Raw genomic sequence first — 26,954 nt, 5'->3', positions numbered from 1 at the left:
TGACCAATTGAATAGGAAGGACGTATACAGATGTTCAAAAAAATTGCGGCAGATGCCTTGGGCTTATCTGATATCGGAAAAATTATCGAACCTCAGGACTATGACAAAACAGACGCAGATGACTATGTCATGCATGAAGATAATGAGAAAATTTATTTCTTGATTAAAACAAAAGCAGACGAGTATTGCTTTACGAACCTGGCCCTGATCCATGTGGACGGCGAACGCGCCACTTCCTCGAAACGAACGTTGAAACGCTATCCTTATTCGCAATATAAAATCTCTGACGTTTTTCTTGAAACTGCCGGAAAAGTCGATTTGGATGTTGAAATTAAGTTCAAGCTGGGCGGTGAACAATTCGACATTGATGTCCACAAAGACCAGATTGAAAAGTTAAAAGACCTTTATAAAGCACTGCTTCGCATCGCTGAAACAACCTATGAAAATGACATTTTAATCAATCAAGCGGAGCAAAGCTTAGATAAAGCAGTGACGATTCTTCACCATACCCGCCCTGAGCACGTCAATATTGAAACGCAATACAAAGAGCTGACCAAATTCGGATTCACTTGGCTGACATCCGTTCGCTCGCAGTATCATATTAAGGATTTTGGGGATGTATTTGAGAAATATATGAATAACTAGATAAAAAAAGACACAGCTGCTATCGGCCTCGTGTCTTTTTTTGTATGAATATTGATTACTTTACAACTTTTTTCTTTTATAATAAAACTATCAGTCTATTTTCCCTATATTACAGGTAAAGGAGTTATTTTATGTATTGTCCTCAATGCGGCCATCAAACAGATGGCGGAAATTTTTGTGAGAAATGCGGATCACCGCTCCCCGGTCAATCAGGCTACCAGCATGCAGCTCAAACTGGAGCCGCTGCAAAACAAGCAGCAAAACAGTTCGGTTCATTTGTCTTATCCGTCCTGAAACGCCCTTATCAGGAATGTAAAACAACAGGCGGAGAGCAGCTGATCAGCGCAATCATTACGATGGTTCTTTTCAGTTTGCTGACCCCTTTGATGTTTTATATTCTTTTTTCAGACGGTCCCGGAAGCGCAAGTTTTACAGCAATCTTCTTAGAGCCAACCATTTATTTTATTTTATTTCTATTTGGCCTGCATGCATGCATCTTTTTCGCCCTGAAAATCGCGGGAAACCAAGTGTCTTTCAAGGATTCATTCTCAAGATTCGGAGCGTTTCTCATACCGTTTACGGCTATTTTGATTCTTGCCCTTTTCTTCTTTTTATTACATACAGACATTTGCTTTACCATATTAGCCGTTGGTTTAATCGGTGCATTCTTCGCCATTCCTCCTGCGATGCTGGGCAGTTACCAGCATTCATATAAAGGGAAAATTGATGTCATTTACTCAACGATTGTGATTTATCTGATCATCTGCGTTACATTTCAGCTTATTATCGAACACTATGTCAAAGAAATTTTCCGTTATATGCTCTTTTAAAAACAACCCCATCACCTGCTGGTGATGGGGTTGTTTTATTGAATAGACGTTAAGTAAATTCTTCCGTTCTTCACTACGCCGGTATAGGTCCAGTTATATGTTCTGAGCTTTGGACTGCCGCCTGATTTTGTGATTTCGAATTCTTCGTATGTTTTAATTGTGACAGCCGACCCATTTTGGCTCCAGCTTTTCACTTCATAGTTATTAAAGTCTTCTGTTGTCCCCTCTTTATTTAGTTTCGCCACGAGATGCTGCTGGTCGGAATAAAGGGAACTGCCTTTTTCAAGGCTGTCTTCCATTAGTGAGAAATTATTTTGATTCACGGCATCTGCCTGACTTTGCAGATAACTGCCCATAAATAATGTCACTTGTTCATCTGTAACATTGCCGCTTGCAGAGCTTTCACTGCCTTTGTTTTTCGAGCCAGCCCAGGCGGAAGTGTATGTCTCTGGTTTATCATTTTTGATTTTCTTTATATTTGTGCCTGCAGATTCGAATGTTGATTCTGCATCTTCGAAAATCCACTTTTTCTGTTTTTTATCATATGAAAGAAGATATTCATAACTCGGACTGTCGTCAGTCATTTCAGATTTTGTATAGTCGTTATACGTAGAAGACTGGTGGAGTTCTTTTCCTGTTACCGATACCTGCCACGTCCCGTCGTTTTTTTGAGAGAGGGCAAATGTGTCCAGGTCAAAATCAGTTTCCAAGTATCTATCTTTTAAGTATGAATCCGCGCTTTTCATAGAATCGACGGTGTCCTTCGTCTCTGCCTTCCAATTGGCACTTGCCTCTGTCATCTGGGCTATATTCCCATCAGATAGAGCTTTGGAGTATTGTTTTGTTGTTTTGACAATCGTGTTCATAATCTGTTCCTGTGTATCTTGATCAGGAATTAACGTTAACTTCATTTCGTTGTCATCGATCGGAACGCCGGCAGTTTTTGTTTTTCCCCACGGAAATTCTGCCTCGACTGAAGCTGTCATTGATCCATCTGTCAGCAGCGGACCATATGTTACGGATTTGAATGGATCTTTATGAATCGACTTGCCGTTAATCAGCAAATCTCCCTTCCCGCTCTTGATGTCATCCGCTAAGCTGAATGTCACATCGTCTGCTTCCAATGAGAGATCAACACGAAAGCTGCTATCGCCAACCGCCTGAATGTCTTCCTTTTTCACAAGGTCAACGACATCGTTTGTCAGTTTGGCTGAGACTGTATATTCGCCGGGAATGTACGGACCGAGAGTTTGTGCTTGATCTGCTTTCTTTACAGATCCGGCTTCCTCTTTATTGACATATAGATCGGTATTTTTATAATTGCTGCTCACTTCAAAATAAACAGGTGCTACTTTTAAGTCGTAATGGTCAAATACCAGCAGGCTTTTCCCGTCTTTTTCTGCATATACGATATCCTTCTGGGCTGTTTCATCACGCAGCGATGCAAAAAGTTCATCTTTTTTGTCTGGATGATCCTTCAAATATGTAAGAAACGGTTTTACATTATTTTTAGTGAGCTTCAGCTTGTCATTTACCGGTGTAAGCAGAGTCGCGATTTGGTCCTGATCCTCATCATTTACGGCCTGTTCAAACTTGTCGACTAACCTATCCTTTGAAGTAAAGTACGCTCCGGTTTTATATGCGGCGAATAATATAACGCACGCTGCTGCAATGCTGCTCCATAAAATGATGGTTTTCTTAGGGATCGGTTTTCGCGGAGCCTGCCTTGTTTCTGCAGTGCTAGCTGTTTCTTGATTCGCCTGTTTGCTGCCCCCTCCGACCGGGGTGCCGCATTGTTTACAAAACTTGGCTCCTTCATTATTTTTTTGACCGCATTCCTTACAAAACATGTGGCTTTCCTCCTGTTTGTTACCCGCTATATTTTGTGCTTATTTCCTATGTTACATATTTTATAATAGAATGGTAAGAAATTGGAGAAAATCATGAAAATATCTCTATAAACTATGAAAAGGTGGAATGATAATGCAACACCTCACCATTCAAAAAGCAACAAACTTTGATCAACCGCTGTATGAGCTTCTGCTGCTCGCCGATCCGTCAAAAGAAATTGTTGATGACTACTTGGTCAGAGGAGAATGCTACACAGGTTATATATCAGGCGAATTAGCTGGTGTATACGTGATCATCACAACTAGGCCACAAACGGTAGAAATCGTTAACATCGCAGTAAAACAAACAATGCAAAAACAGGGCATTGGCAAGCTTCTTATCCTCGACGCCATTGAAAAAGCGAAACACATGGGAGCAAAGGTGATTGAAATAGGTACTGGAAATTCAAGCATCCATCAATTGTCTCTATATCAAAAATGCGGATTTCGCCTTCAAGCGATCGACCATGATTTTTTTATCAGACACTACGACGAGGAGATTTTTGAAAACGGCATTCAATGCCGTGATATGGTGAGGCTTTATTTGGATCTCTGAAAGCATAAAAAAAGCCGCCGAGAAAATCCCGGCGGTCATTTTATTACTTGTTTAAGTTGTAGAAAGAGTTGATACCGTGGTATTGAGCAGTTTCAGCCAACTGATCTTCGATGCGAAGAAGCTGGTTGTATTTCGCAACACGGTCCGTACGAGACGGAGCACCTGTTTTGATTTGTCCTGCGTTTGTTGCCACAGCGATGTCAGCGATTGTGCTGTCTTCAGTTTCACCAGAACGGTGAGAGATAACAGCTGTGTAGCCTGCGCGTTTCGCCATTTCGATCGCATCGAATGTTTCAGTCAATGTACCGATTTGGTTTACTTTGATCAGGATAGAGTTGCCTACGCCGTTTTTAATACCTTCAGAAAGTTTTTTCGTGTTTGTAACGAAGAGGTCGTCACCAACAAGCTGAACTTTTTTGCCAAGACGCTCAGTAAGAAGCTTGTGGCCTTCCCAGTCGTTTTCGTCAAGTCCGTCTTCGATCGAGATGATTGGGTATTTAGAAACAAGCTCTTCATACCAGTCAACCATTTCAGCAGATGTTTTCACAACGCCTTCGCCAGACAGATGGTATTTGCCGTCTTCTTTGTTGTAGAACTCAGAAGATGCAGCATCCATAGCAAGTTTAACTTCTTCGCCAGGTTTGAAGCCGGCTTTTTCGATTGCTTCAACGATTGTTTGAAGCGCTTCTTCGTTAGAACCAAGGTTTGGAGCGAATCCGCCTTCGTCACCTACAGCAGTGTTTAAGCCTTTTGCGCTTAATACTGATTTCAGGCTGTGGAAGATTTGAGCGCCCATGCGAAGTGCTTCACGGAAGTTAGGAGCACCTACAGGCATGATCATGAATTCTTGAATATCCACGTTGTTATCAGCATGCTCTCCGCCGTTTACGATGTTCATCATCGGTACAGGAAGCGTTTTTGAGTTGAATCCTCCAAGGTATTGGTAAAGAGGAATCTGTAAGAAATCAGCAGCAGCACGCGCACAAGCCATAGATACGCCAAGGATTGCGTTCGCACCAAGTTTACCTTTGTTTTCAGTACCGTCAAGCTCGATTAAAAGCTGATCGATTGCGTTTTGTTCAGTTACATCAAAGCCAAGAAGCTCTGGAGCAATGATTTCGTTTACGTTGTTAACAGCTGTTAACACGCCTTTTCCAAGGTAACGGTCTTTGTCGCCGTCACGAAGCTCAACCGCTTCGTATTCACCTGTAGAAGCTCCGCTTGGCACTAATGCGCGGCCGAAAGCTCCTGTTTCTGTATATACTTCAACTTCAACTGTTGGGTTGCCGCGGGAGTCTAATACTTCGCGTGCATAAACATCAACAATGTATGGCATGAGTTTTGTCTCTCCTTTTGATTTTCAAATTATTTTTGAATTAAAGATGTTCCTGTCATTTCTTTCGGTTTTTCAACACCAAGAAGGTCTAATAACGTTGGTGCAAGGTCGCCTAGGATTCCGCCTTCACGCAGCGTAATGCCTTCTTTCGTTACAATCACAGGGACTGGGTTTGTTGTATGCGCAGTGTGCGGTTCGCCTGATTCTGTAATCAGAATGTCAGCATTACCGTGATCAGCGGTAATGATAGCGTGTCCGCCTTTAGCAAGGATCGCGTCAACGACTTCGCCCAAGCATTCGTCCACTGCTTCAATTGCTTTAATTGTTGGTTCAACCATTCCGGAGTGGCCGACCATATCAGGGTTTGCGAAGTTAAGAATGATCGCGTCATGCTTGTCAGCTTCAATTTCTTTGACAAGCGCGTCTTTCACTTCATACGCACTCATCTCAGGCTTCAAGTCATACGTTGCAACTTTAGGCGAGTTGATGAGAATACGCTCTTCACCCGGGAATTCAGCTTCACGGCCGCCGCTCATAAAGAACGTGACGTGCGGATACTTTTCAGTTTCTGCAATTCGAAGCTGTTTTAACCCGTGCTGAGATAATACTTCTCCGACTGTGTTATCAAGATTTATCGGTTTAAACGCTACATAGCCGTCAACTGTTTCACTGAAGTGAGTCAGGCAGACGAAATACAGGTTCTTTGGATAATTCTCGCCGCGGTCGAAGTCACGGAAGTCTTTGTTTGTGAACGTGTTGGAAATCTGGATGGCGCGGTCCGGTCTGAAATTATAGAAAATCACAGAATCGCCGTCTTGGATTTTCGCAACAGGCTCACCGTTTTCTTTTGTGATGACAGATGGAATCACGAATTCATCGTAGATACCATTTGCATATGAATCATCAACAACATCCAGGGCGCTGCGGTAAGATGGGCCTTCGCCGTACGCCATTGCGCGGTACGCTTTTTCTACACGGTCCCAGCGTTTGTCGCGGTCCATAGAGTAGTAACGTCCGGAAATGCTGGCGATTTCACCTACACCGATTTCCTTGATTTGATCGTTCAACTGGTTGATGTACGTTTTCGCTGTCTGCGGACCTACATCACGGCCGTCAAGGAAGCCATGGATATAAACCTCTGTCAGCCCTTCTTTTTTCGCAAGCTTTAACAGTGCGAATAAATGATTGATATGGCTGTGCACGCCTCCGTCAGATAAAAGACCGAACAGGTGCAAGGCTTTGTTGTTTTCTTTCGCGTTGCTGATCGCGTCAAGGAATGTTTGATTGCGTTCGAACTCTCCTTCACGAATGGCAACATTTACGCGTGTTAAGCTTTGGTACACAATACGTCCCGCACCGATATTTAAGTGACCTACTTCGGAGTTCCCCATTTGCCCTTCAGGAAGACCTACAGCCTCGCCTGAAGCAGTCAATGTTTGATGAGGATACTGGTTCCAATAGCGGTCAAAATTCGGTTTTTTCGCTAAAGCGACTGCGTTCCCTACTGTTTCGTTACGTAATCCGAACCCATCAAGAATGATGAGTGCAGCTGGTTTTTTACTCATATTGACCTTCCTCCAATAATTGAACGAATGACTGTGGCTCAAGGCTCGCGCCGCCGACCAAAGCACCGTCAATATCGGACTCTGCCATATATTCTTTAATGTTTGCAGGCTTTACGCTTCCGCCATATTGGATGCGAAGCTTGTCTGCAGCTTCTTGGCTGAAGCTTTCAGCGACGGTTTTACGGATATGCGCACACACGTCATTCGCATCTTTCGCTGTAGAAGATTTGCCTGTTCCGATTGCCCAGATTGGCTCATACGCAATAACAGAAGCAGCAACTTGTTCTTCAGAAAGACCAGCAAGGCCTTTTTTCACTTGGTCAGCAACAAGATCATTTGTTTTGCCGGCTTCACGCTCTTCAAGCGTTTCACCTACACAGATGATCGGCACAATGCCGTGTTTGAAAGCTGCATGTGCTTTTTTGTTAACTGTTTCATCAGTTTCAGCGAACATTTCACGGCGCTCAGAGTGGCCGATGACGCAGTAGTCAACGCCAAGGTCTTTCAGAGCAACCGGGCTGATTTCGCCTGTGAACGCGCCGCTTTCTTCGAAGTGCATGTTTTGAGCGCCGACTTTTAGGTCAGTGCCTTTCACAGCAGAAGCAAGCTTTTCTAAGAAAAGCGCTGGCGCGCAAACAACAGCTTCAGCTTTGTCTGCTGCTGGAATGGAAGATTTCACTTCTTCAACGAAGCTGACAGCTTCGCCGAGTGTTTTGTTCATTTTCCAGTTACCGGCGATAATTGGTTTTCTCATCTGTTCCACTTCCTTATAGCAGTTTTGAGATTATTTATCGTTCAGTGCAGCTACCCCTGGAAGCTCTTTGCCTTCCATAAACTCAAGGGATGCGCCGCCGCCTGTTGAGATGTGGCTCATTTTGTCAGCAAGGCCGAATTTTTCAACCGCTGCCGCAGAGTCTCCTCCGCCGATGACAGAGTATGTATCTTTCGCCTCTGCCAATGCTTCCGCAACCGCTTTTGTTCCTTGAGCGAACAAGTCGATTTCGAATACGCCCATTGGTCCGTTCCACACGACAAGTTTGCTGTTTTTGATGACGTCAGCATACGTTTCGCGTGTTTTCGTACCAATGTCGATTGCTTCTAAATCACTAGGGATTTCAGAGATCGGCACAATTTTCACGTTTGCATCGTTAGAGAAATCATCTGCAACGAGTACATCTTCAGGCATGTAGAAGTTAACGCCTTTTTCTTTAGCGCGGTCCATAAATGATTTCGCAAGCTCGATTTTATCCTCTTCAAGAAGAGATTTACCGACTTCATAGCCAAGCGCTTTTACGAAAGTATAAGCAAGACCTCCGCCGATGATCAGGTTGTCTACTTTATCAAGAAGACTTTCGATTACACCGATTTTGTCTTTTACTTTCGCTCCGCCGATGATCGCTGTGAACGGGCGGTCAGGATTGGAAACCGCTTTTCCAAGTACATCAAGCTCTTTTTCCATTAAGAAACCTGCAACTGCTGGCAGATGCTCGGCAATTCCAGCTGTAGATGCGTGAGCACGGTGGGCAGCACCGAATGCGTCATTTACATATACATCTGCAAGCTCAGCAAATGCTTTTGCAAGTTCAGGGTCATTTTTCTCTTCACCAGGATAGAAACGTACGTTTTCCAATACAAGAACGTCTCCGTCCTTCATCTCGGAAATTTGTGCTTTTACAGCATCGCCGTATGCTTCATCCGCTTTTTTCACTTCTTTTCCAAGCAGTTCGCCGAGACGTGCAGCGACAGGAGTTAAACGAAGCTCCTCAACCACTTCGCCTTTCGGGCGGCCTAAGTGGCTCGCAAGAAGGACTTTCGCGCCTTGGTCTGCAAGGTGTTTGATTGTTGGAAGCGCAGCACGGATACGTGTATCGTCTGTTACTTCCCCGTCTTTCATTGGAACGTTAAAGTCGACGCGGCAGAATACAACTTTGCCTTTTACGTCGATGTCTTTGAGAGTTTTTTTATTCATGCCTAGGAGATCCTCCTTCAAAATGGTTTGCATACAGCACGAAAAACGTGAAACCGTCTGTTCAAGTGATAACGCCGCTAGGGCAGATCGCAGTCTTTTTCGGCACAGGGCAGTTCGTCTAAAAGCCAGGGCAGCGGCCTTAGGCGAAAGTGCCGGCAAAGCTGCTTAAAACGCGGTCGTTTCTCTATCACAGAGCGTTTTCTGAAAGCCGGTCTTCATGGAAAAAGGGAAAGGGAGTCCGTCCCCTTCCCTTGTCCGCTTTCATTATAGCGCTTCTATTCGAAAGAACCAAGTCAGGTCCTTTTTCAGCTATAAATTAAAGACCTTTTTTTGCGATGTAAGCTGCAAGGTCAACAACGCGGTTAGAGTAGCCGCTTTCGTTATCGTACCAAGAGATTACTTTTACCATGCTGCCTTCCATAACCATTGTAGAAAGAGCATCGATTGTAGAAGAGTTTTTGTTTCCGTTGTAGTCGCCAGAAACTAATGGCTCTTCGCTGTAGCCAAGGATTCCTTTAAGGTCGCCTTCAGCCGCTTCTTTAAGAGCTGCGTTTACTTCTTCAGCTGTTACTTCTTGGTTCAGTTCAGCAACCAAGTCAACTAGAGAAACGTTTGGAGTTGGAACACGCATTGCTCCACCGTTCAGTTTGCCTTTTAGTTCAGGAAGAACTAGAGAAACTGCTTTAGCAGCACCAGTTGATGTAGGGATGATGTTTTCAGCTGCTGCACGCGCACGACGGTAGTCTTTGTGCGGAAGATCAAGGATTTGCTGATCGTTTGTGTAAGAGTGAACAGTTGTCATCATACCGCGTTTGATGCCGAATTTATCGTTAAGTACTTTTGCAAACGGCGCAAGGCAGTTTGTTGTGCAAGATGCGTTAGAGATAACATCGTGGTTAGCCGCATCGTATTTATCTTCGTTAACACCCATAACGATTGTGATATCTTCTTCGTTAGCAGGAGCAGAGATGATTACTTTTTTCGCGCCAGCTTCTAAGTGTTTCGCAGCGTCTGCGCGTTTTGTGAAGAAACCAGTAGATTCAACTACGATTTCAACGCCTTGTTTGCCCCAGCTAAGTTTAGCAGGATCGCGTTCTGCAGAAACTTCAATTGTTTTGCCGTTAACAACAAGGTTGTTACCGTCAACTGAAACTTCAGCGTCTAATTTTCCGTGTACAGAATCATATTGTAAAAGGTGAGCCAGCATGTTAGCATCTGTTAAATCGTTAACCGCTACTACCTCAACTTCAGGATTGTTTAATGCTGCGCGGAATACGTTACGTCCAATACGACCAAAACCGTTAATACCGACTTTTACTGCCATGATTGTTTCCTCCTTTAAATAAGTGAGAGATATTTATATTGAGGGATTATTCATCCCTTAATAACTTCTTTGCGGCTCCTTCGTCTGTGACGAGAACCGTGTTGCGTGGCTTTTTAAAGTAAGCCTCGATCGCCTCGGCTTTTGATGATCCGCCCGCTACCGCAATAATATCGGGGATGGCGTCTATGTCATCCAGCTGCATTCCGACAGAATGCACTTTGTGAACCACTTCGCCGTCCGCGTTAAAATAGTAGCCGAACGCTTCTGTCACCGCGTCGTTATCATCTATTTTCTTTAAGTCTTCTAAAGTCGTGTTTCTGCGCTGAGCCATAGTTTTAGCTTCGCCGATTCCGTGAACCAGCATACTCGCTGATTTAATGGTGTTCAGCACCTCTTTGACAGAAGGCTCTTCAATAATAGATGAATAGGCGCCTTGTGACAGCTGTCCCGGAACAAACAAAAGCCGGTAAGTGCCTGAAGCCTTCTCCGCCATATGCGCGCATATGGTGTTCGCCTGGTTTTTCACGTCTTCGCCTAAACCGCCTCTTGCAGGCACAAACAAAAGCTCGCGGTTTTTAGAATCCGGCGTCATCATTTCGGCGACAGCTTCAATTGTCGTACCGCCAGTTACAGCGACGATATTTTTGCCTGAAAATCTTTTTTTCATACATGCGACAGCCGCTCTTCCCATTTCTTTTTTGACCCATGGGGATTGATCGCTGTCTCCGGATACGATAATGGCATCCTTCAGATTTAAACGTTCTTTTAATGTCTTTTCCAAAAGAGTCAAACCTAAAACATCTTTCATCGTATCTTCCAAAACAGAAAGCAGTTCATAGCCCTCTTCTGTCAATGTCATGCCGTTTGTCTTAATATCGACCAGGTTCTGTTCCTTTAAAAACTGAACCTCGCCCCTCAGCACACGCTCGCTGATTCCGAGACTGGCAGACAGGCTTCTTCGCCCGATGGGTTCTGTCAGCCTGATATACTGCAAGATTTCAAACCTCTTTTGCATAACGAGCAGAAGATCAGGCAATAATTTTTTTTGAGCTTGTATTAACTGGTTCATGACTCAAACGTTCCTTCCTTTTTTGCTGGACATTATATGTCCCGCTATGACAAAAAACGTCCCGTCATAGCCAAAAAAAATCATTTCTGCTTTCTTTAATTATTTTAACAGGGTGGAATTGTTTATTCAACTGTTAAGAGCCAATTCATCGACAATATTCGCAGAGTTTTCATGCCGCGTCGTTTTATCCAGCAATATTTTATCCTATATATCTTTATCTTATACAGAAAGCGCCAAATGGTGCATCCCAATATAAACAGCCCTTCCCGCAGAAAGGGCTGTTTCATTAAAGCGTTTTCATTTTATCCAAAGCTTTTCAATTTCCTCGAGCGATTTGTTCTTCGTTTCCGGACAGATCGTAACGACAAACAGGAAACAAAGGATGTTAATCACCGCAAAGATCCAAAATGTATAGGCGAGCCCGAAAGAATCGATCATCATTGGCACAAACTGTCCGATCGCCCAGTTTGCTCCCCATAAAAAGATGGTCGCAATGCCCGCGGCCCGCGCACGCAGATGGTTCGGGAAGATTTCAGAAATCATAATCCATGTGATCGGTCCGACCGAGACACAGAAAGCAGCGACAAAACCTAATATAAGGACGATCATCATGATCCCGCTTGTTAACTCAAAATAAAACGACGTCCCGATTAAAATCATAAAAATAGCCATAAAAGCAGAACCGATGGACATCAGTTTTTTTCGTCCGACTTTATCAATCAGCAACACCGCAATAACGGTAAAGATGACTTCTACAACCCCGACGATACAAGTCGTCACAAATCCAGCGTTTTGCCCGAATCCCATCATTTTAAAGATTTCCGGACCATAGTAAGTAATCGCGTTCATGCCGATGACTTGGTTAAACAGCGCCAGCAGGATTCCAATGACAAGCGCCTTTCTGAGACCCGGCTTAAACAGCTGGGAGAGCGACCCCATTTGTTCTATTTTTAATGAGTTCTCAATGTTCTTTAATTCTTCTTTTGCAACAGTTTCTCCATTAATACGTGTCAGGATCTTTAAAGCTTCATTTGTTTTGCCCGCTTTCGCCAGCCATCTCGGACTTTCCGGAACGACGAGAAGGACAAGGAAAAAGATGACGGACGGCACCATTCCATAAGCAAGCATCCATCTCCAGCCGGTGTGCACGCCCCATTCGTATGTTCCGGACCGCTGCACAGCTAGATTAATAAAGTATGTTGCGGAAATACCCAGTATCGTAAAGAGCTGATATAAGGAAGATAAACTTCCGCGTATGGCTGGCGGTGCCGCTTCTGTAATATACGTAACAGAGAGCGATGAGCCCATCCCGATTCCCAGCCCCCCGATAATCCTTGCAATGATTAAGGTGGACACGTCTTGAGAAAGCGCTGAAACGATTGCTGATATCGCAAATAACAAAGCGGCTGTCATTAAAATTTTTCTCCGGCCGAATCTGTCACTTAAAAATCCGGATATCCCGACGCCAACAACTCCTCCAATCATAATGCTTGAAATGACAAGTCCCTCCATAAACGGACTCAGGCTGTATAAATCTTTCAGAAAACCGATGGCGCCAGAAATCACTGCCGTGTCATAGCCATACAATAAGCCGCCAAGCCCCGCCGCACATGAGATCAAAATGACAAATCCCATAGAATGGCTTCGTGTTACAGGAACATTTGGTTCTAATTGAGTTGGAGTATTCTTCATTTCCCTGCCCTCCCGAATGTTGAGTAAAGCGTTTACATTATGTTTTTCAATTGTACGTACTTATATTAAAATTTAACGAAAATTACATTTAATTAGTACGTACAAATATAGAATAATCTTGTTTGCATTTTCTGTCAATGTTTTCTTACAAAGAACGCTGTGATATACTGAAATTTGTCCGTATACATTTTGGAGGAATGGATATGTTACCAAAATACGCGCAAGTAAAAGAAGAAATCAGTTCATGGATTAATCAAGGCAAAATACTGCCCGATCAAAAAATCCCTACCGAAAACGAATTAATGCAGCAATTCGGCGTCAGCCGGCATACCATCCGCAAAGCGATCGGAGACCTCGTATCACAAGGTCTGCTGTACAGCGTGCAAGGCGGAGGCACCTTTGTCGCTTCACGCTCTGCTAAGTCAGCGCTGCATTCCAATAAAACGATCGGTGTTTTGACAACCTACATATCAGACTATATTTTCCCGAGCATCATCAGAGGAATCGAGTCCTATTTAAGCGAGCAGGGGTATTCTATGCTTTTGACAAGCACAAACAACAACCCGGACAACGAAAGAAGAGGCTTAGAAAACCTGCTGTCCCAGCATATTGACGGACTCATCGTAGAACCGACAAAAAGCGCCCTTCAAACCCCAAACATCGGCTATTATCTGAACTTGGAAAAAAACGGCATTCCTTTTGCGATGATTAACGCGTCATATGCCGAGCTTGCCGCGCCGAGTTTTACCTTGGATGATGTGAAAGGCGGGATGATGGCGGCGGAGCATTTGCTTTCTCTCGGCCACACGCATATGATGGGTATTTTTAAAGCTGATGACACACAAGGCGTGAAACGGATGAACGGATTTATACAGGCGCACCGGGAGCGTGAGTTGTTTCCTTCTCCGGATATGATCGTGACATTTACAACGGAAGAAAAAGAATCAAAACTTCTGGAGAAAGTAAAAGCCACACTGGAGAAAAACAGCAAGCACATGCCGACAGCCATTCTTTGTTATAACGATGAAATTGCGCTGAAGGTGATTGATATGCTGAGGGAGATGGATCTTAAAGTGCCGGAGGATATGTCTATTGTCGGGTACGATGATTCACATTTCGCCCAAATCTCAGAAGTGAAACTAACCTCTGTCAAACATCCGAAATCAGTGCTTGGAAAAGCAGCCGCCAAATATGTCATTGACTGCTTAGAGCATAAAAAGCCGAAGCAAGAGGATGTCATATTTGAGCCTGAGTTGATCATTCGCCAGTCCGCACGAAAACTGAATGAATAAAAAAAGCAATGTATGGGTCCCCCCGCTACATTGCTTTTTTTATAGCTGTTATCTGTTGTTCCAAACGTCAGCGATGATTTCAAACGAACGCATTCTGTCTGCGTGTTCAAAGGTTTCTGAGTTAACCATAATTTCGTCAGCCTGTGTCGTTTTGACGAAATCTTCAAGCTTCGCCTTCACTTCTTCCGGACCTCCGACAATCGTGGAGCTCAGCTGCTCATTGACCATCGCTTTTTCATACGGGCTCCAGATTTGGTCCATATCCTCAACAGGCGGTTTAAGCTGGTTCGGCGTACCGCGGACAAGATCAAGAAACCTTTGATAATGCGAAGTCGCAAGGTGCTGCGCTTTCTCGTTTGTATCTGCCGCGATAATGGTGACACCGACCATCGCATACGGTTCGTCGAGCACGTCTGACGGCGTGAAGGAATTGCGGTACAGCTCCAAAGCGGGAACCGTATTCGCCGGTGAGAAATGGGCCGCGAACGCAAACGGAAGACCAAGTTCGCCAGCCAGACGGGCGCTGAAGCCGCTTGAGCCCAGCAGCCAAATCGGCACATCTATGCCCTCTCCGGGAATGGCGCGAACTTGATTGCGCACATTTCCTGACGGTTTAAAATAATTGCGCAGTTCCTCTAATTGTTCTGGAAAATCCTCACCGCTGTTGATGTTTCTTCGGAGCGCTCTGGCTGTCAATTGGTCTGTTCCCGGCGCACGTCCAAGCCCCAGATCAATCCGCCCGGGATACAGTGTTTCCAGTGTGCCGAATTGTTCAGCAATGACTAATGAAGAGTGGTTCGGGAGCATAATGCCGCCGGAACCGACGCGGATTTTCTTCGTGCCTCCGGCAATATGGCCAATCAAAACTGCGGTGGCAGAGCTTGCAACACCTTCTATATTATGATGTTCAGCAAGCCAGTAACGGTGATAGCCCCATTCCTCTGCCCGGCGCGCCAAGTCCATGCTGTTTCGGAATGATTCTGCAATCGTTCCTCCCTGAACAACCGGAGATAAATTCAAGACAGAAAGCAAGGTATCTTTGCGTTGGTTGTTAGACATATTGTTCTCCTTTGCAAATGTGTTATCAGTAAACAGCCCAAAGCTGTCAGGTCATGATTGAAAGAACTTCTATCACACCATAACACAACTGCATTCAGGAATAAAAGAATTTGATTCGATGAAATTCGAACAATAAAAAACGAACGGCTTGGAACATTATTCTGCTCCAAACAGCTCCTTAGCCATCTCAATAAAGAGCTTAGCCGCCAGAGAAGCCTCCTTTAGCGACGGAACAGCAAGCTGCACATCACGGTATACCTGCGGGTCCAATTCCCGGGTCACCACATGCTCCGGCAGCGGCATCCCCGACATGGACATTTCTGATAAAATCGCGAGACCCAGGCCTTCTCTGATCATACTGATCGAGGTGTTGATGTTATAGACCGTGAAAGCTGGGTGCAGCGTAGCGCCCGCCTGCCTGAACATATCGACAAATGGTGATTCATAGCCTCCGTCACAGACGATCATCGGTTCATGGTCAAGATCTTTCAGCGTAATGGCCGAATGACCGGCAAGCGGGTGATCGTCCCTGAGCACGACAGCCATTTTGTCTTTTTTCAAATGAATGTACTCCATCTCCTCTGTTGGATACAGAAGAATCCCAACATCTATCATCCGCGTATGAAGCCACTCCTTGACTTCATTTACAGTTCCCTCGTGCAGCACAAGCTCAAGTTTCGGATATTTTTGTTTAAATTCACTGATCAGCTTCGGCATAAAATAAGCCGAGGCAGTTGAGAATGTGCCGATATGGATCGTTCCCAGTTCAAGCCCTTTTTCCGCTGCTGCTACCTGCTCAACTTTTTCAATGCCTTTTAAGACTTCTCTAATGTGTACTAAGATCTGTTTTCCCGTATCTGTCAGCATCAGGCCATTGCGGCGGTCACGAATGATCAGCTTTACATCAAGCTCAGCTTCGATCGCAGAAATCGCATGGCTGACAGCCGGCTGTGTCATGTTCAGCGCCTGACCCGCTTTTGTAAAGCTTCCCGTTTCAGCTATTTTCACAAAAACCTTTAATTGTGTAATGGTCATAACAATTTACTTATGCTCCCTATAAAAAAGATTCATTTTATTTATCTTATGTTCTACCGTATCATATGATGGAAAAGTTCTACAAGGAGTGAATGAACAATGAAGCAGCTCTCAAAAACGCGGACAGCTCTCCTGCTCGCATTTCTCGTCATCATGTGGGGCGTCAATTGGCCGCTGTCCAAAGCCGCGCTCGCCTATTCTCCGCCATTATTGTTCGCGGGCATCCGAACGCTGATCGGCGGGCTTTTATTAGTCATTGTCGCACTGCCGCGTATTCATAAATTACGCTTAAAAGAAACGTGGCCGATTTATCTTGTTTCTGCTCTTTTAAATATTACATTATTCTACGGCCTGCAAACGATCGGGCTGAATTATCTTCCGGCCGGCCTGTTTTCTGCAATCGTCTTCTTCCAGCCTGTTCTGATGGGTGTATTTTCTTGGCTGTGGCTCGGCGAATCCATGTTTGTAATGAAAGTGATCGGGCTCATCCTCGGTTTTGCGGGAGTAGCCGTCATTAGTGCTGCGGGCTTTGGCGGGCATATTTCTGTCATTGGGATTCTTCTGGCTCTCGGCTCCGCAATCAGCTGGGCGCTCGGGACGGTATATATGAAAAAAACAGGCAGCCGCGTCGATTCCATCTGGATGGTCGCTCTGCAGCTGACGATCGGAAGCGTGTTTCTGCTTATATCCGGCTTTTGGACAGAAAGCTTTTCGGCGATCCAATGGACAGCTCCGTTTATCACGAGCCTGCTGTTCATCTCCGTATTCGTTATCGCGCTCGGCTGGCTTGTCTTTTTTACGCTTGTCGGTTCAGGCGAAGCAAGCAAGGTCGCATCTTATACTTTTTTGATTCCGCTCATATCAATCGTGGCCAGCTCCATTTTCCTGCATGAACCGCTCACCCTTAGCCTCTTGGCAGGGCTGCTGCTGATTGTCACGAGCATCTGTCTCGTGAATACAAAATCAAAAGCGCAGAAAGCTGCGGCGATTGGTATAAACGAGAAAGCTGCACAATAATAAAAACCCTCTTGCCGGATGCGGCAAGAGGGTTTCTTATTTACTGATGCTTGCGTCCTTTGACCAAATATGCAACTGTAATCAAAAGGTAGATCGCCGCAGTAATGCCGGTAATGACAATTGATGTTGTCATGATGACTCCGATCAGAATGGCGAGTAATGCCACAATCGCAAACCATGTCGTGTACGGGAACCATTTTACATAATAGGCCGGTGTTTCCGTTTGCTGTTTTCTCGATTTTAAATGAGCGAATCCGATGATCAGCCAAATGAATAAAACGGTATATCCCAATGATCCCATTAAATAATTAAATGTTTGGCTTCCTGCGAACAGAGAAATCAATACGCCAATATAGAGAGAAGAAGTGCACATCAGAATCGCAAACATCGGTACGTTTTTCGATGAAAGCTTCGAGAAGACCTTTGGAAGCCTTCCGTCACTTGCCTGTGTATACAAAATGCGTGATGATCCGTATAAACCTGAATTCATAGAAGAAATGATCGCCAGCAGGATGACTGCATTCATGATATGGTCCGCGCCCGGAATGCCTACCATTTTAAAGACCATCACGAAAGGACTTTCCGGAACCGAATTGACTTGGTTCCATGGAATCAGGCTGACGATGATGAAAAACGGCAGCAGGTAAAACGCGACAATCCGTGTCAGTGTGCTGCGGACAGCTTTCGGGACAACCTTTTCCGGATTTTTTGTCTCTGCAAGCGTTACACCGATAATTTCTGTACCGCCGTAAGAGTAGATGACGACAAGCATCGCCGTGATCAGCCCTGTGCCGCCGTGCGGGAAAAATCCGCCGTGGTCTGTCAGGTTGGAAAATCCGGATGCTGTATGATCACCGAATGATACAAATAAGAGCAGCAATCCCAGAATAATAAAGATAATAATAACGGTAATCTTGATCATTGCCAGCCAATATTCAGTTTCGGCGAAGATTTTAACAGAAAGCAAGTTTACAATCGTGACGATAAGAGAAATTCCTAATGCCAACACCCAGATCGGGCAGCCCGGCAGCCAATATTGAATGAAAATCGCAGCTACAACAGCTTCAGCCGCAATGTTAAGCACCCACATTTTCCAGTAGATCCAGTCCAAAAAGTAAGCGGCGTAATTTCCCAATACCTGCTGGACAAGATCACGGAAGGTTCTGGCGTTACGGTTTCGAACAGCCATTTCCGCCAGTCCCTGCATAATAAACAGCAAAATAATCCCGCCGAGCAGGTATGCGATAATGACAGATGGCCCTGCCACATCGATCGCTGAGCTGCTCCCCTTAAATAAACCTGCGCCGATTGCTCCGCCCAGCGCCATCATCATAATATGGCGGGACGTCATCGTGCGTTTTAACGTTTGATTGTCGTTTTTCATCCTCTTTTACCTCTCCTTCTCGTTTTCAAAAACAAAAAAGCCCGCCGTCTCCTACCTAATCTAATAGATAAAGAGACGACGAGCCTTCGGCTGACCGCGGTACCACTCTTGTTGATTCTTCATGAAGAATCCTGCTTTTGACCTGTAACGAAGGTTAGCCGTTAAAACATAGGGAATATTCAATCTATTCCGTTCCGTCTTACCACTCCCGGGCGAGTTCAAAGAAGAATCAGGCTGCGTCGCACCACCCCGCAGCTCTCTGTTCTGACCACTTTCTTTTACTGCTCCCAATCTATGTGTTTTAGTTTTCTGAAAAACTCAAATTTTATGTTCTGAATATATTAACATAATATACGTGCTTCTCTTTTAACTGTCAATAACTTCAGAGAAAAAAGAAACTGTTATTTTGTCCCTTTTCGAATGGCTTTCCAAAAGGATTCTGACTCGTTTCCTAATGCATAAACTGAAACACCTGCTATTTTATATTGCTTTGCCAGATGGCTTTTCGTTTGAACGGTTTTTTCGTTTTCATACCACACGACATGTTTATGCTTCTTTTTGTCAACATAAGAAAACGTCATCGAGCCTGATTTTTTGTTGAATGCCGGCTTTGCTTTTTGTTTTTTGATGAGGGATTTGAGCTCATTCCCTTATTGTGCTGTTACTTCCGTCTTTTACATCCCAGTCATAGCCGTACGCAGGGATTCCCATGATGACTTTATTGGCTTTGATCTTTTTGACTGAAAACTGCAGAGAGCTTTTGATCCAGTTTGTGCTTGCCACTGACCCCGGCTCACCCCAAATGCCGTGTTCATCGTAGGTCATGACTTGTACGAAGTCGGCATATTTGCCGATTTTCGCATAATCATACGGCCAGCTCCAGTCATCATTTTTATCATCGGCGCTTTTGGCCGGAACGGATACCATTGTTTTAATATGTTTCTTATTCAAAGCCTGTGAGACATATTGAATGAAGTTCGAGTATGCAGCGCGGTCTTCTGGATTTACTGCTTCAAAATCGATATTAATTCCGTAATATGAGTGCTTTTTGGCCAGTGTTATTAACTGATCTGTGAATCGTTTTTTCGCTGTTTTATTACTCATGACCCGACTCGCTAAATCTCCGTCAAAATCATAAATGGCATCATTATAGTTTGAAATGACAGCCCATGTCTTGATTTTTTTCTTTTTCGCATATGTCAGCTGCTTAGTTGGGGCATCGCCAATCACATGTCCGTTTTTTTCAAACGCAAACGTATCGGTTGCGATGGCATTCATGTATGTATGATATTTTGTAAGAGAATTGTATGAAGCCGTATCCCCAGTCGTGTAGCCTAGTGTCATTCCGGCTGCCTTCGCTTCTCCTTTTGTATAGATAAACAGAACAATCGCAATCGCCAGTGAAACCGCTATGATCAGCCATTTTTTCATCGCATTTCCTCCTATTTCAATTCATACTCTTCTCATCGGCCAAAAAATTGGAAGTTGAAGTTTTTTCAACCAAAAAGCCCGGCATATGCCTGCCGGGCTTCCTGAGTTCAGCGATCAGAGACGAGAATATATGCTGCCTTTACAGGTCCGTGCACTCCCACAACTAAATCCATTTCAATGTCTGCTGAGTTGCTCGGTCCGGTAATGTAGTTGATACATGAAGGAACAGTGACACCGTCCGCAATGTTTTGGCGGATGATATCACTGGCTTGTGTCATTCTCGGTACAATGCTTGATTTCGGCACGATCGCAATATAAGTCGTCGGCAGAAGGCTGAGAGATCGGCCGATGTCTTTTGAGGAGAAGAGGACAACCGTCCCCGACTCAGCCAATGTTATTTCGCTGAATGTAATCCCTACATTGGCTTGCTCCGCTTTTTTGATATTTTCCTCGCCTTTGTCAGCATCCCACTCCCAGACCGGCGTTCCTTCACTCGGCCAGTCCTTGGTGAGCAGGCTTTTCAGTCCGTATTCTTCAAAGCGGGGGTCCTTCGGAATGATGACAGGGCCTCCGGAAAAGCGGCTGACTTGCTCGCGCAGGGCATCGTAAAGGCCGGTTGAATCCGTTTCAATCAGCTCTGTATGGATTTTGACACAATGGTTTTTGAGCACTGTGACTAAGTCATCCGCTGAATAACCTTCAAGTGTTTTATATTGCGGCTGATGCGCCCATTCAGGGACTGCCACGCCTCCTGTTCTTCGTTCACGGCCCAGGCTGGATGCGATTCGGTTTAAAAAGCTCTCTTGATTCTGAATGGTTCCCTTCGTCATCACTGCTCCTCCTTCGTGCGTTCACTTGTTTCTCTGTCCGCAAACCAGTCTCTGAATCTCGATTTATGCGGTGCCGGAAAGTCGCGGATCTGGGTCCAATTTTTAAGCGGGCCGGGCCCTTTCGAAATTTTTTCGTCCTCTGTAAAAGGCGTCATGGCGGCCGGCGCCCATTTTGAGCCCATTTTGTAAAGCGATAAGGAGGATGCGCCAAGTCCGAATGCTTTCATTGCAAGCTTTTCACTGATCGGCGCCCTGCCTTCTTTTTCGACGATATTCTGACGATGCTTGAGTAGCAGCTCATGAAGCGGGATTTTGACCGGGCAGGCTTCTGAACAAGCAGCGCACAGTGAAGACGCGTACGGCAGCTCCTTATAATCGTCATAACCGCCGAGCAACGGTGATAAAACCGCTCCGATAGGCCCCGAGTAGATTGAGCCGTATGAATGTCCGCCGACATGGCGGTACACAGGACAGACATTGATACAGGCGGCACAGCGGATACATTGCAGCACAGACTGGAATTCCGTTCCAAGGATATTGGATCGTCCATTGTCAACGATGACAAGATGGAATTCTTCCGGACCGTCCACTTCACCTTCCAGCTTCGGACCCGTCAAAGCTGTAATATAACTTGTCAGCCGCTGTCCGACAGCACTTCTTGTCAGCATGCTGACTAGCACTTCAAATTCAGAAAATGACGGGACAATCCGCTCCATTCCCATGACGGTAATTTGTGTTTTCGGCAAGGTGCTCACAAGCCGTCCATTTCCTTCATTGGTCACAAGGCTGACGGAACCCGTGTCAGCGATGGCGAAGTTACAGCCGGTAATGCCGATATCCGCTTCCAGAAACTTTTTCCGGAGAATGGCGCGCGCATGCATCACCAGCTCTTCCGGTTTTTCTGTATGTTGATAGTCCAGTCTTTCTTTAAACACATCGCGTATCTGCTCTTTATTTTTATGAAGGGCGGGCGCTACGATATGTGACGGCGGATCGTGATCATCAATCTGCAAAATATACTCGCCGAGATCGGTTTCTACGACTTCACAGCCTTCCTTCTCCAGCACCTCATTCAGATTGATTTCCTCTGTGACCATTGATTTAGATTTCACAATTTTCTTCCCGTTCTTCTTTTGAATGACATCCCGAATATAGGAAGACGCCTCTTCCGCTGTTTCCGCGAAATAGACATGTCCGCCTCTTTTCGCCACATTTTCGGCAAGCTGTCCGAGATAGAAATCAAGGTTTTCAAGGACATGCTGCCTGATTTCCTCTGATAATGAGCGCCACTCCTCCCAGTTTCCCAGTTCTTCTGCTGCCTCTAGGCGCCGCGTCCGCAGACGCTCCTGTGCACCCGAAACAGCACCTCTCATAAATTCATTATCAATCCCCTGTGATACCCGCTCTTTAAAAGCGTCAGTACCGATTTTCATCGCCATGATCCTTTCCCCCTCTGAATCCAGTTTTATCTGCTGTTGAGCACTTCGGCGATGTGCATCACTTTGACATTCTTATCTTTTCGGTCAAGCCGTCCCCCGATATTCATCAAACAGCCGCAGTCAGCACCGATCAGCACCTCTGCTCCCGTTTCCTCCACACATTCGACTTTTTCATCGACCATCTGCTCAGAAATCTGCGCCATCTTGACGGAGAACGTTCCTCCGAATCCGCAGCAGTTATGTTTGCCCGGAAGCTCTGTAAACTGCAGGCCCTTCACATGGCTCAACAGCTTCATCGGCTCCTCCCGAACACCCAGCAGCCTAGTCATATGGCACGACGTATGTAAGGTCGCTTTTGTATGAAGGGTCGCGCCGACATCCTCTACCCCAAGGACGTTCACAATAAAATCTGTCAGTTCATACGTTTTATCCGCCAGCTTTTGCGCTTTATCGGCCCATTTCGGATCATCCTGAAACAGGTGCGGATACTCCCGGAACATCGTTGTGCAGGAACCCGAAGGACTGACAACATATTCGGAATCCTGAAACGTTTCGATCATCCGTTTCATTGCTTTTTTGGCGTCATGTACATAGCCGCTGTTGTAAGCCGGCTGTCCGCAGCAAATCTGCCCTTCTGGAAAATCAACCTCGCACCCAAGCCGCTCCAGCAGCTCAACCGTTGCTTTTCCGACATTTGTTTGAAACATATCAACAAGACAAGTGACAAAAAGTGAGACTTTCATGATGAACCCCTCTCTCATCCCCAATATATGATCAGGTCATCTGATGACCTGAGTTAAAATAACTATATGAATATCGTACACTATTCTGACAATGGAAGGGAAGGGTTTTCTAGGGATATTTTCATTTGTGGCATATCAAAAACACTCCCGATCTCCCAGGAGTGCAGTATATGGTTAAATCCAGCCCTTTTCCTCAGCAATGCTGGCGGCTTCTGTCCGATTTTTCGCATGAAGCTTTTGGATGATTTCTGAGATATAGTTTCGAACTGTGCCTTGAGATAAATAGAGCTCCAGCGTAATGTCTTTTGTTGTCTTGCCTAAAGCCGCAAGCCTCAGAATTTCTTGCTCTCTAACGGTTAGCGGATTTTCGTCTCGCATCATATTAAACGTCAGCTCAGGGCTGAAGACACGTTTTCCCTTTACACATTTTCGAATGGCATCGGCCAGATCGTCAATTTCGCCGTCTTTCAGCAGATAGCCATGTGCACCGGCCTTTACGGCGCGTTCAAAATATCCGGGGCGAGCAAAGGTGGTTAAAATAATGACCTTGCTGACGCAGCCTTTTTTCATTAATTCCTCTGCCACATCCAGCCCGCTTCGAACCGGCATTTCAATGTCCATAATGCATACATCCGGCTCCAGCTTCAAAATAGCATGTAGCGCCTCTTCCCCGTTTAATGCTTGTCCGATGACTGTCATATCCTCTTCTAAATCAAGCAAAGATCCCAAAGCGCCTAAAAGCATTCGCTGGTCCTCAGCAATAAACAGACGAATCATTCTTTTCGTCCTCCAATCATTCTGCTTTTTTAATAAGCGGAATCGTCAGTGCCACAACCGTTCCGTTATGATCTGAAACCGTTAATCCCCCTTCAATGAGCATGAGCCGTTCTTCCATTCCCCGCAGGCCATTTCCAAACATTTTCTCCTTCGCCGCTCCCTTTCCGTCATCCCGTATCACGATCCTCATTTTGTCAGCAAACTGAGAAATGGTGATGGCACAGTGGGTTGCTTTGCTGTGCTTGATAATGTTAGTCACGGCTTCCCGCATACACATACTGATAATATTTTGAGTGACGGGAGATATCGCTGAAAAGTCGTCGGCTCCTTCGTATTGAAAGGTAATGTTCCCCGCTCTTAATATGTGCTGAATGTTTACGAGCTCCTCTGTTATCGTGACCGTTCTCATATCAGAAACCAGCTCTCGAACTTGCTTGAGTGCGGAGCGTGAACTGGTTTCCATTTCTTTTGCCTCAAGCTTGGTCCGTTCTGGATCAGATGCAGCCAGCCGCTGAATGAGCTGGCTTTTTAATGTAAGCAGCGACAGGGTGTGGCCAAGAGTATCGTGAAGATCACGGGCGATTCGAACACGCTCCTCTCTTTTAGAGAGTTCTTTTATCTGTTCGTTTGCTTGTGCAAGCTTATTTTCAAGCTCAATCCTCCGAAACATAGAACGAATTCCGAATGGAGAAATGAGCATAATGACGAGAAACGGGAGAACAGAAAAAAGCTCCCGAAGCGAGACCGAATTCGCGATAAATTGGTATAGGCATGGAAAAAGCAGTATAAAGATTAAAGCGCAGAACGCACGGTTAAAATTCGTTTTCTCTTTATAATAACCAACAAAGTTTGCAGGGAAAAAACCTAAGTATATATAGGTGATATTGTAAAACACACTATACATCAAAATAACCGCCATTTGCACGATAAGCCAATATGTAAACGAAGCTTTGCCCACGCTGCAGAATAACTGGCGATATGCCGCTACAAAAAGGAGCAGCATGCCATATCCGATCCCCTGTTTGACCCCTGATTCTTTTAATAAAGAGAGGAACGGCATAATCGTATACACCAGAAAGATATAAGGGAAAAACCCGAATTCCTTCGGGAAAATAGATATTGCCTTTTTCATGTATTACACCGCTTCTTGTTTTCTTCTTATATATTTAGATAGTAGCATGAAGAGCATCATATAAGCGATTAATATCAGAATATTTTTCCAAGTCGGACTCCCGCCCCGGACAAGTTCCCACGCTCCGCTCCCGAAATGATAAGACGGAAGCCACTGGCCAATGCTCTGCATCATGTCAGGCATGACCTCAAACGGCATCCACATCCCTCCGCCTAAAGCCAGCAGCATATAAAGCACATTACTGATTCCGGCCGCTGTTTCTACTTTTCTCATGAGGCCGATTAGTGTGCCTAATGCTAAAAAAGGCAATGCGCCAAACAAAATCCACAGTCCGCTCATCATCCATTCAAACGGTGACAAGGCAATATCATTGATGATTGCGCCGAACAGAAATATGACGGTAATTGATAAAACGTGAATGACACTTTGGCCGATCATCTGAGCTGATAAATAGATATGATCCGGAAGAGGCGTAAGGCGGATAAAGGCGGCCCAGCCTTGTGACCGTTCTTGTACCATTCGGATGCCAAGCGTCATGATAGAGGAACCCATCACGCTGAAGACTGTCATCGACATCAGGTAATGGGCTTCCCATGCACGTTGATCAGGGACGTTGGTATTCACTACATTTGTAAAGAAATAATAAAAGGCAATCGGCATGATCAGAGACCAAAGCACAAAGTACTTGTTCCTAAGCACCCTTTTCATTTCAGCGATGCTTTGCTTTTGCAGCACGTTCACTCACATCGCCTCCCTGTTGCCGTCAGCCAGCTGGCGAAATGCCTCATCGAGCGTTGCTTGCTCAATTCGAATATCCCGTGCATGTATGTTTTCTTGAAAGATCAGCGCCAACACTTTGTCTGTATTTGATGTCTGGATGATGGTTCTCTCATGCTCGTGGATCACTCTCTCGACTTCCGGGTGACAAGACAGTCTTTCCACTGATTCACTTGAATGAAGCGTAAAGGAAACAGACTGTTTTTGAATTCTTGAGCGGATTTGCATTGGTGAGCCGTCTGCAACAAGCTGTCCTTCAGTAAAAAATAGGATTCGCTGTGCGGCATCGTCTGCTTCCTGTAAATAATGAGTTGAAAAAATAATTGTTTTTCCTTGGTCCGACAGTCCGTGAATGGTCTGCCAGAATCGGTGTCTTGATGAAGTGTCCATGCCGACTGTCGGTTCATCAAGTATAAGCAGCTCTGGGTTCCCGGCAAGAGCCAAAGCAAAGCTCAAACGGCGTTTTTGTCCGCCGGATAATTTTTCTGCTCTTGTTTTCAAATCTTCTTTGGTGAGTGCTGTTAACGAAACGAGTTCTTTCATGGACAATGGATTCGGATAATAGCTCCGGAAGAGTTCAAGAATTTCATCCACCTTAAGGCCCGGCATGACACTTACTTCCTGAAGCATTACACCTATTTTTTCACGAACCTGTTGATCATCGGGAACCCGGTTAAATAGTTTGATTTCTCCCTCACTCGGTTTCAGCAATCCTAATATCATAGAGATGACGGTCGTCTTCCCTGCCCCATTTGGCCCGAGAATGGCTGCAATTTCTCCTTTTTCAATACTGAAGCTGATGTGGTTTACAGCGGTTTTTCGATGGAAATGTTTTGTCACGTTGCTTACTGTTACTACTTCTTTCATCACATGAGCACCTCCTGATCGTTTACATTGATTGTAAAATGACGGAGAAGACGATGTTAGTATGGGGTGTCATGATGATGAAGTGACAAATGTCATTTTCTTTCTCATCCCGGTGTCTAGGTAACCCAAAAATCATTACATATTTTTCTTCATTTTCAATTTACTGTTTTAACGGTAAGGATTCAGTTGTATAATTTATTTATAATATTAAAATGGCGTTTTTGATTATTAACTGGTATAAAAAGGTTTAAAATGTGATAAGAGAGAAAACTTAGTTAAAAAGACATCACTTGTAT

23 protein-coding genes, 1 pseudogene and 1 other annotated feature are annotated in these 26,954 nt (G+C 45.0%); of the genes and pseudogenes, 5 read left to right on the top strand and 19 right to left on the bottom strand.

Annotation, left to right across the window (positions count from 1 at the left end):
- The first annotated feature begins 30 nt into the window (after positions 1-30).
- A complete protein-coding gene (locus tag PUN35_RS19050) occupies positions 31-645 on the top strand; it encodes a PH domain-containing protein (protein WP_014480914.1) in 615 nt (204 codons plus the stop codon).
- 131 nt (positions 646-776) lie between these two features.
- Entirely contained in the window at positions 777-1,475 is a 699-nt protein-coding gene (locus tag PUN35_RS19045) for a zinc ribbon domain-containing protein (RefSeq protein WP_014480915.1), read from the top strand.
- A 35-nt stretch (positions 1,476-1,510) separates the two neighbouring features.
- Here the strand turns inward: PUN35_RS19045 and PUN35_RS19040 are convergent, their stop codons facing one another.
- Complete coding sequence (locus PUN35_RS19040) at positions 1,511-3,325, bottom strand: zinc ribbon domain-containing protein (RefSeq protein ID WP_014480916.1); 1,815 nt, start codon at positions 3,323-3,325, stop codon at positions 1,511-1,513.
- Positions 3,326-3,452: 127 nt separating this feature from the next.
- Between PUN35_RS19040 and PUN35_RS19035 the strand changes: the two genes are divergently transcribed.
- On the top strand, positions 3,453-3,920 hold the full coding sequence (locus tag PUN35_RS19035) for a GNAT family N-acetyltransferase (RefSeq protein ID WP_072592558.1): 468 nt from the start codon (positions 3,453-3,455) through the stop codon (positions 3,918-3,920).
- 43 nt (positions 3,921-3,963) lie between these two features.
- On the opposite strand, the gene eno is transcribed toward PUN35_RS19035, so the two are convergent.
- From eno to araE, 7 genes are all read right to left on the bottom strand, one after another.
- On the bottom strand, positions 3,964-5,256 hold the full coding sequence (eno, locus tag PUN35_RS19030; RefSeq protein WP_003228333.1) for a phosphopyruvate hydratase: 1,293 nt from the start codon (positions 5,254-5,256) through the stop codon (positions 3,964-3,966).
- 29 nt (positions 5,257-5,285) lie between these two features.
- The gene (gene gpmI / locus PUN35_RS19025; protein WP_014480918.1) at positions 5,286-6,821 is read right to left on the bottom strand and encodes a 2,3-bisphosphoglycerate-independent phosphoglycerate mutase; all 1,536 of its coding nucleotides are present in this window, start codon (positions 6,819-6,821) and stop codon (positions 5,286-5,288) included.
- Complete coding sequence (gene tpiA / locus PUN35_RS19020) at positions 6,814-7,575, bottom strand: triose-phosphate isomerase (protein ID WP_003243394.1); 762 nt, start codon at positions 7,573-7,575, stop codon at positions 6,814-6,816. Before tpiA ends, gpmI begins: the two co-directional genes overlap by 8 nt.
- Before the next feature lie 30 nt (positions 7,576-7,605).
- Positions 7,606-8,790: a phosphoglycerate kinase gene (locus PUN35_RS19015; protein WP_003243051.1), complete on the bottom strand. Its 1,185-nt coding sequence runs from the start codon at positions 8,788-8,790 to the stop codon at positions 7,606-7,608.
- 316 nt (positions 8,791-9,106) lie between these two features.
- A complete protein-coding gene (gap, locus tag PUN35_RS19010) occupies positions 9,107-10,114 on the bottom strand; it encodes a type I glyceraldehyde-3-phosphate dehydrogenase (protein ID WP_003219957.1) in 1,008 nt (335 codons plus the stop codon).
- 46 nt (positions 10,115-10,160) lie between these two features.
- Entirely contained in the window at positions 10,161-11,183 is a 1,023-nt protein-coding gene (gene cggR / locus PUN35_RS19005) for a gapA transcriptional regulator CggR (protein WP_033881240.1), read from the bottom strand.
- A 297-nt stretch (positions 11,184-11,480) separates the two neighbouring features.
- Complete coding sequence (araE, locus tag PUN35_RS19000) at positions 11,481-12,875, bottom strand: arabinose-proton symporter AraE (protein ID WP_003243899.1); 1,395 nt, start codon at positions 12,873-12,875, stop codon at positions 11,481-11,483.
- 203 nt (positions 12,876-13,078) lie between these two features.
- Here araE and araR point away from each other — a divergent pair, with 203 nt between their 5' ends.
- The gene (gene araR, locus PUN35_RS18995; protein ID WP_003243070.1) at positions 13,079-14,167 is read left to right on the top strand and encodes an arabinose utilization transcriptional regulator AraR; all 1,089 of its coding nucleotides are present in this window, start codon (positions 13,079-13,081) and stop codon (positions 14,165-14,167) included.
- 48 nt (positions 14,168-14,215) lie between these two features.
- On the opposite strand, the gene PUN35_RS18990 is transcribed toward araR, so the two are convergent.
- Together PUN35_RS18990 and PUN35_RS18985 are read right to left on the bottom strand one after the other, a co-directional pair.
- Positions 14,216-15,226: an LLM class flavin-dependent oxidoreductase gene (locus PUN35_RS18990; protein WP_014480920.1), complete on the bottom strand. Its 1,011-nt coding sequence runs from the start codon at positions 15,224-15,226 to the stop codon at positions 14,216-14,218.
- 156 nt (positions 15,227-15,382) lie between these two features.
- Positions 15,383-16,261: a LysR family transcriptional regulator gene (locus PUN35_RS18985; RefSeq protein ID WP_014480921.1), complete on the bottom strand. Its 879-nt coding sequence runs from the start codon at positions 16,259-16,261 to the stop codon at positions 15,383-15,385.
- Between the two features lie 99 nt (positions 16,262-16,360).
- On the opposite strand from PUN35_RS18985, the gene PUN35_RS18980 reads away from it, so the two are divergent.
- A complete protein-coding gene (locus tag PUN35_RS18980) occupies positions 16,361-17,278 on the top strand; it encodes a DMT family transporter (protein WP_014480922.1) in 918 nt (305 codons plus the stop codon).
- 40 nt (positions 17,279-17,318) lie between these two features.
- On the opposite strand, the gene PUN35_RS18975 is transcribed toward PUN35_RS18980, so the two are convergent.
- The 9 genes and pseudogenes from PUN35_RS18975 to PUN35_RS18935 all read right to left on the bottom strand — a co-directional run bounded on the left by PUN35_RS18975 (position 17,319) and on the right by PUN35_RS18935 (position 26,661).
- Positions 17,319-18,662 carry an amino acid permease gene (locus tag PUN35_RS18975; RefSeq protein ID WP_003228313.1) on the bottom strand — a complete coding sequence of 448 codons (1,344 nt, stop codon included), beginning with the start codon at positions 18,660-18,662 and terminating at the stop codon, positions 17,319-17,321.
- A gap of 68 nt (positions 18,663-18,730) precedes the next feature.
- Positions 18,731-18,966, bottom strand: a binding site (T-box leader).
- A 97-nt stretch (positions 18,967-19,063) separates the two neighbouring features.
- Positions 19,064-20,093, bottom strand: a pseudogene (locus PUN35_RS18970) (glycosyl hydrolase family 18 protein).
- A gap of 107 nt (positions 20,094-20,200) precedes the next feature.
- Positions 20,201-20,923, bottom strand: a complete 723-nt coding sequence (lutC, locus tag PUN35_RS18965; RefSeq protein ID WP_014480925.1) for a lactate utilization protein LutC — start codon at positions 20,921-20,923, stop codon at positions 20,201-20,203.
- On the bottom strand, positions 20,923-22,362 hold the full coding sequence (lutB, locus tag PUN35_RS18960) for a lactate utilization iron-sulfur protein LutB (protein ID WP_014480926.1): 1,440 nt from the start codon (positions 22,360-22,362) through the stop codon (positions 20,923-20,925). The genes lutC and lutB overlap by 1 nt, the downstream gene beginning before the upstream one ends.
- Before the next feature lie 26 nt (positions 22,363-22,388).
- Entirely contained in the window at positions 22,389-23,105 is a 717-nt protein-coding gene (gene lutA / locus PUN35_RS18955; protein ID WP_014480927.1) for a lactate utilization iron-sulfur protein LutA, read from the bottom strand.
- Between the two features lie 174 nt (positions 23,106-23,279).
- Complete coding sequence (yvfU, locus tag PUN35_RS18950; RefSeq protein ID WP_014478018.1) at positions 23,280-23,882, bottom strand: two-component system response regulator YvfU; 603 nt, start codon at positions 23,880-23,882, stop codon at positions 23,280-23,282.
- 16 nt (positions 23,883-23,898) lie between these two features.
- The gene (yvfT, locus tag PUN35_RS18945) at positions 23,899-25,014 is read right to left on the bottom strand and encodes a two-component system sensor histidine kinase YvfT (protein WP_014480928.1); all 1,116 of its coding nucleotides are present in this window, start codon (positions 25,012-25,014) and stop codon (positions 23,899-23,901) included.
- Positions 25,015-25,017: 3 nt separating this feature from the next.
- Entirely contained in the window at positions 25,018-25,755 is a 738-nt protein-coding gene (locus tag PUN35_RS18940) for an ABC transporter permease (protein ID WP_003228297.1), read from the bottom strand.
- Positions 25,756-26,661 carry an ABC transporter ATP-binding protein gene (locus tag PUN35_RS18935; protein WP_072592559.1) on the bottom strand — a complete coding sequence of 302 codons (906 nt, stop codon included), beginning with the start codon at positions 26,659-26,661 and terminating at the stop codon, positions 25,756-25,758.
- Positions 26,662-26,954: the final 293 nt, after the last annotated feature.

The sequence above is a fragment of the Bacillus sp. N3378-2at genome (assembly GCF_033412715.1).
Taxonomy (GTDB): domain Bacteria; phylum Bacillota; class Bacilli; order Bacillales; family Bacillaceae; genus Bacillus; species Bacillus subtilis.
This window is presented reverse-complemented; position numbering and strand designations above follow the sequence as displayed.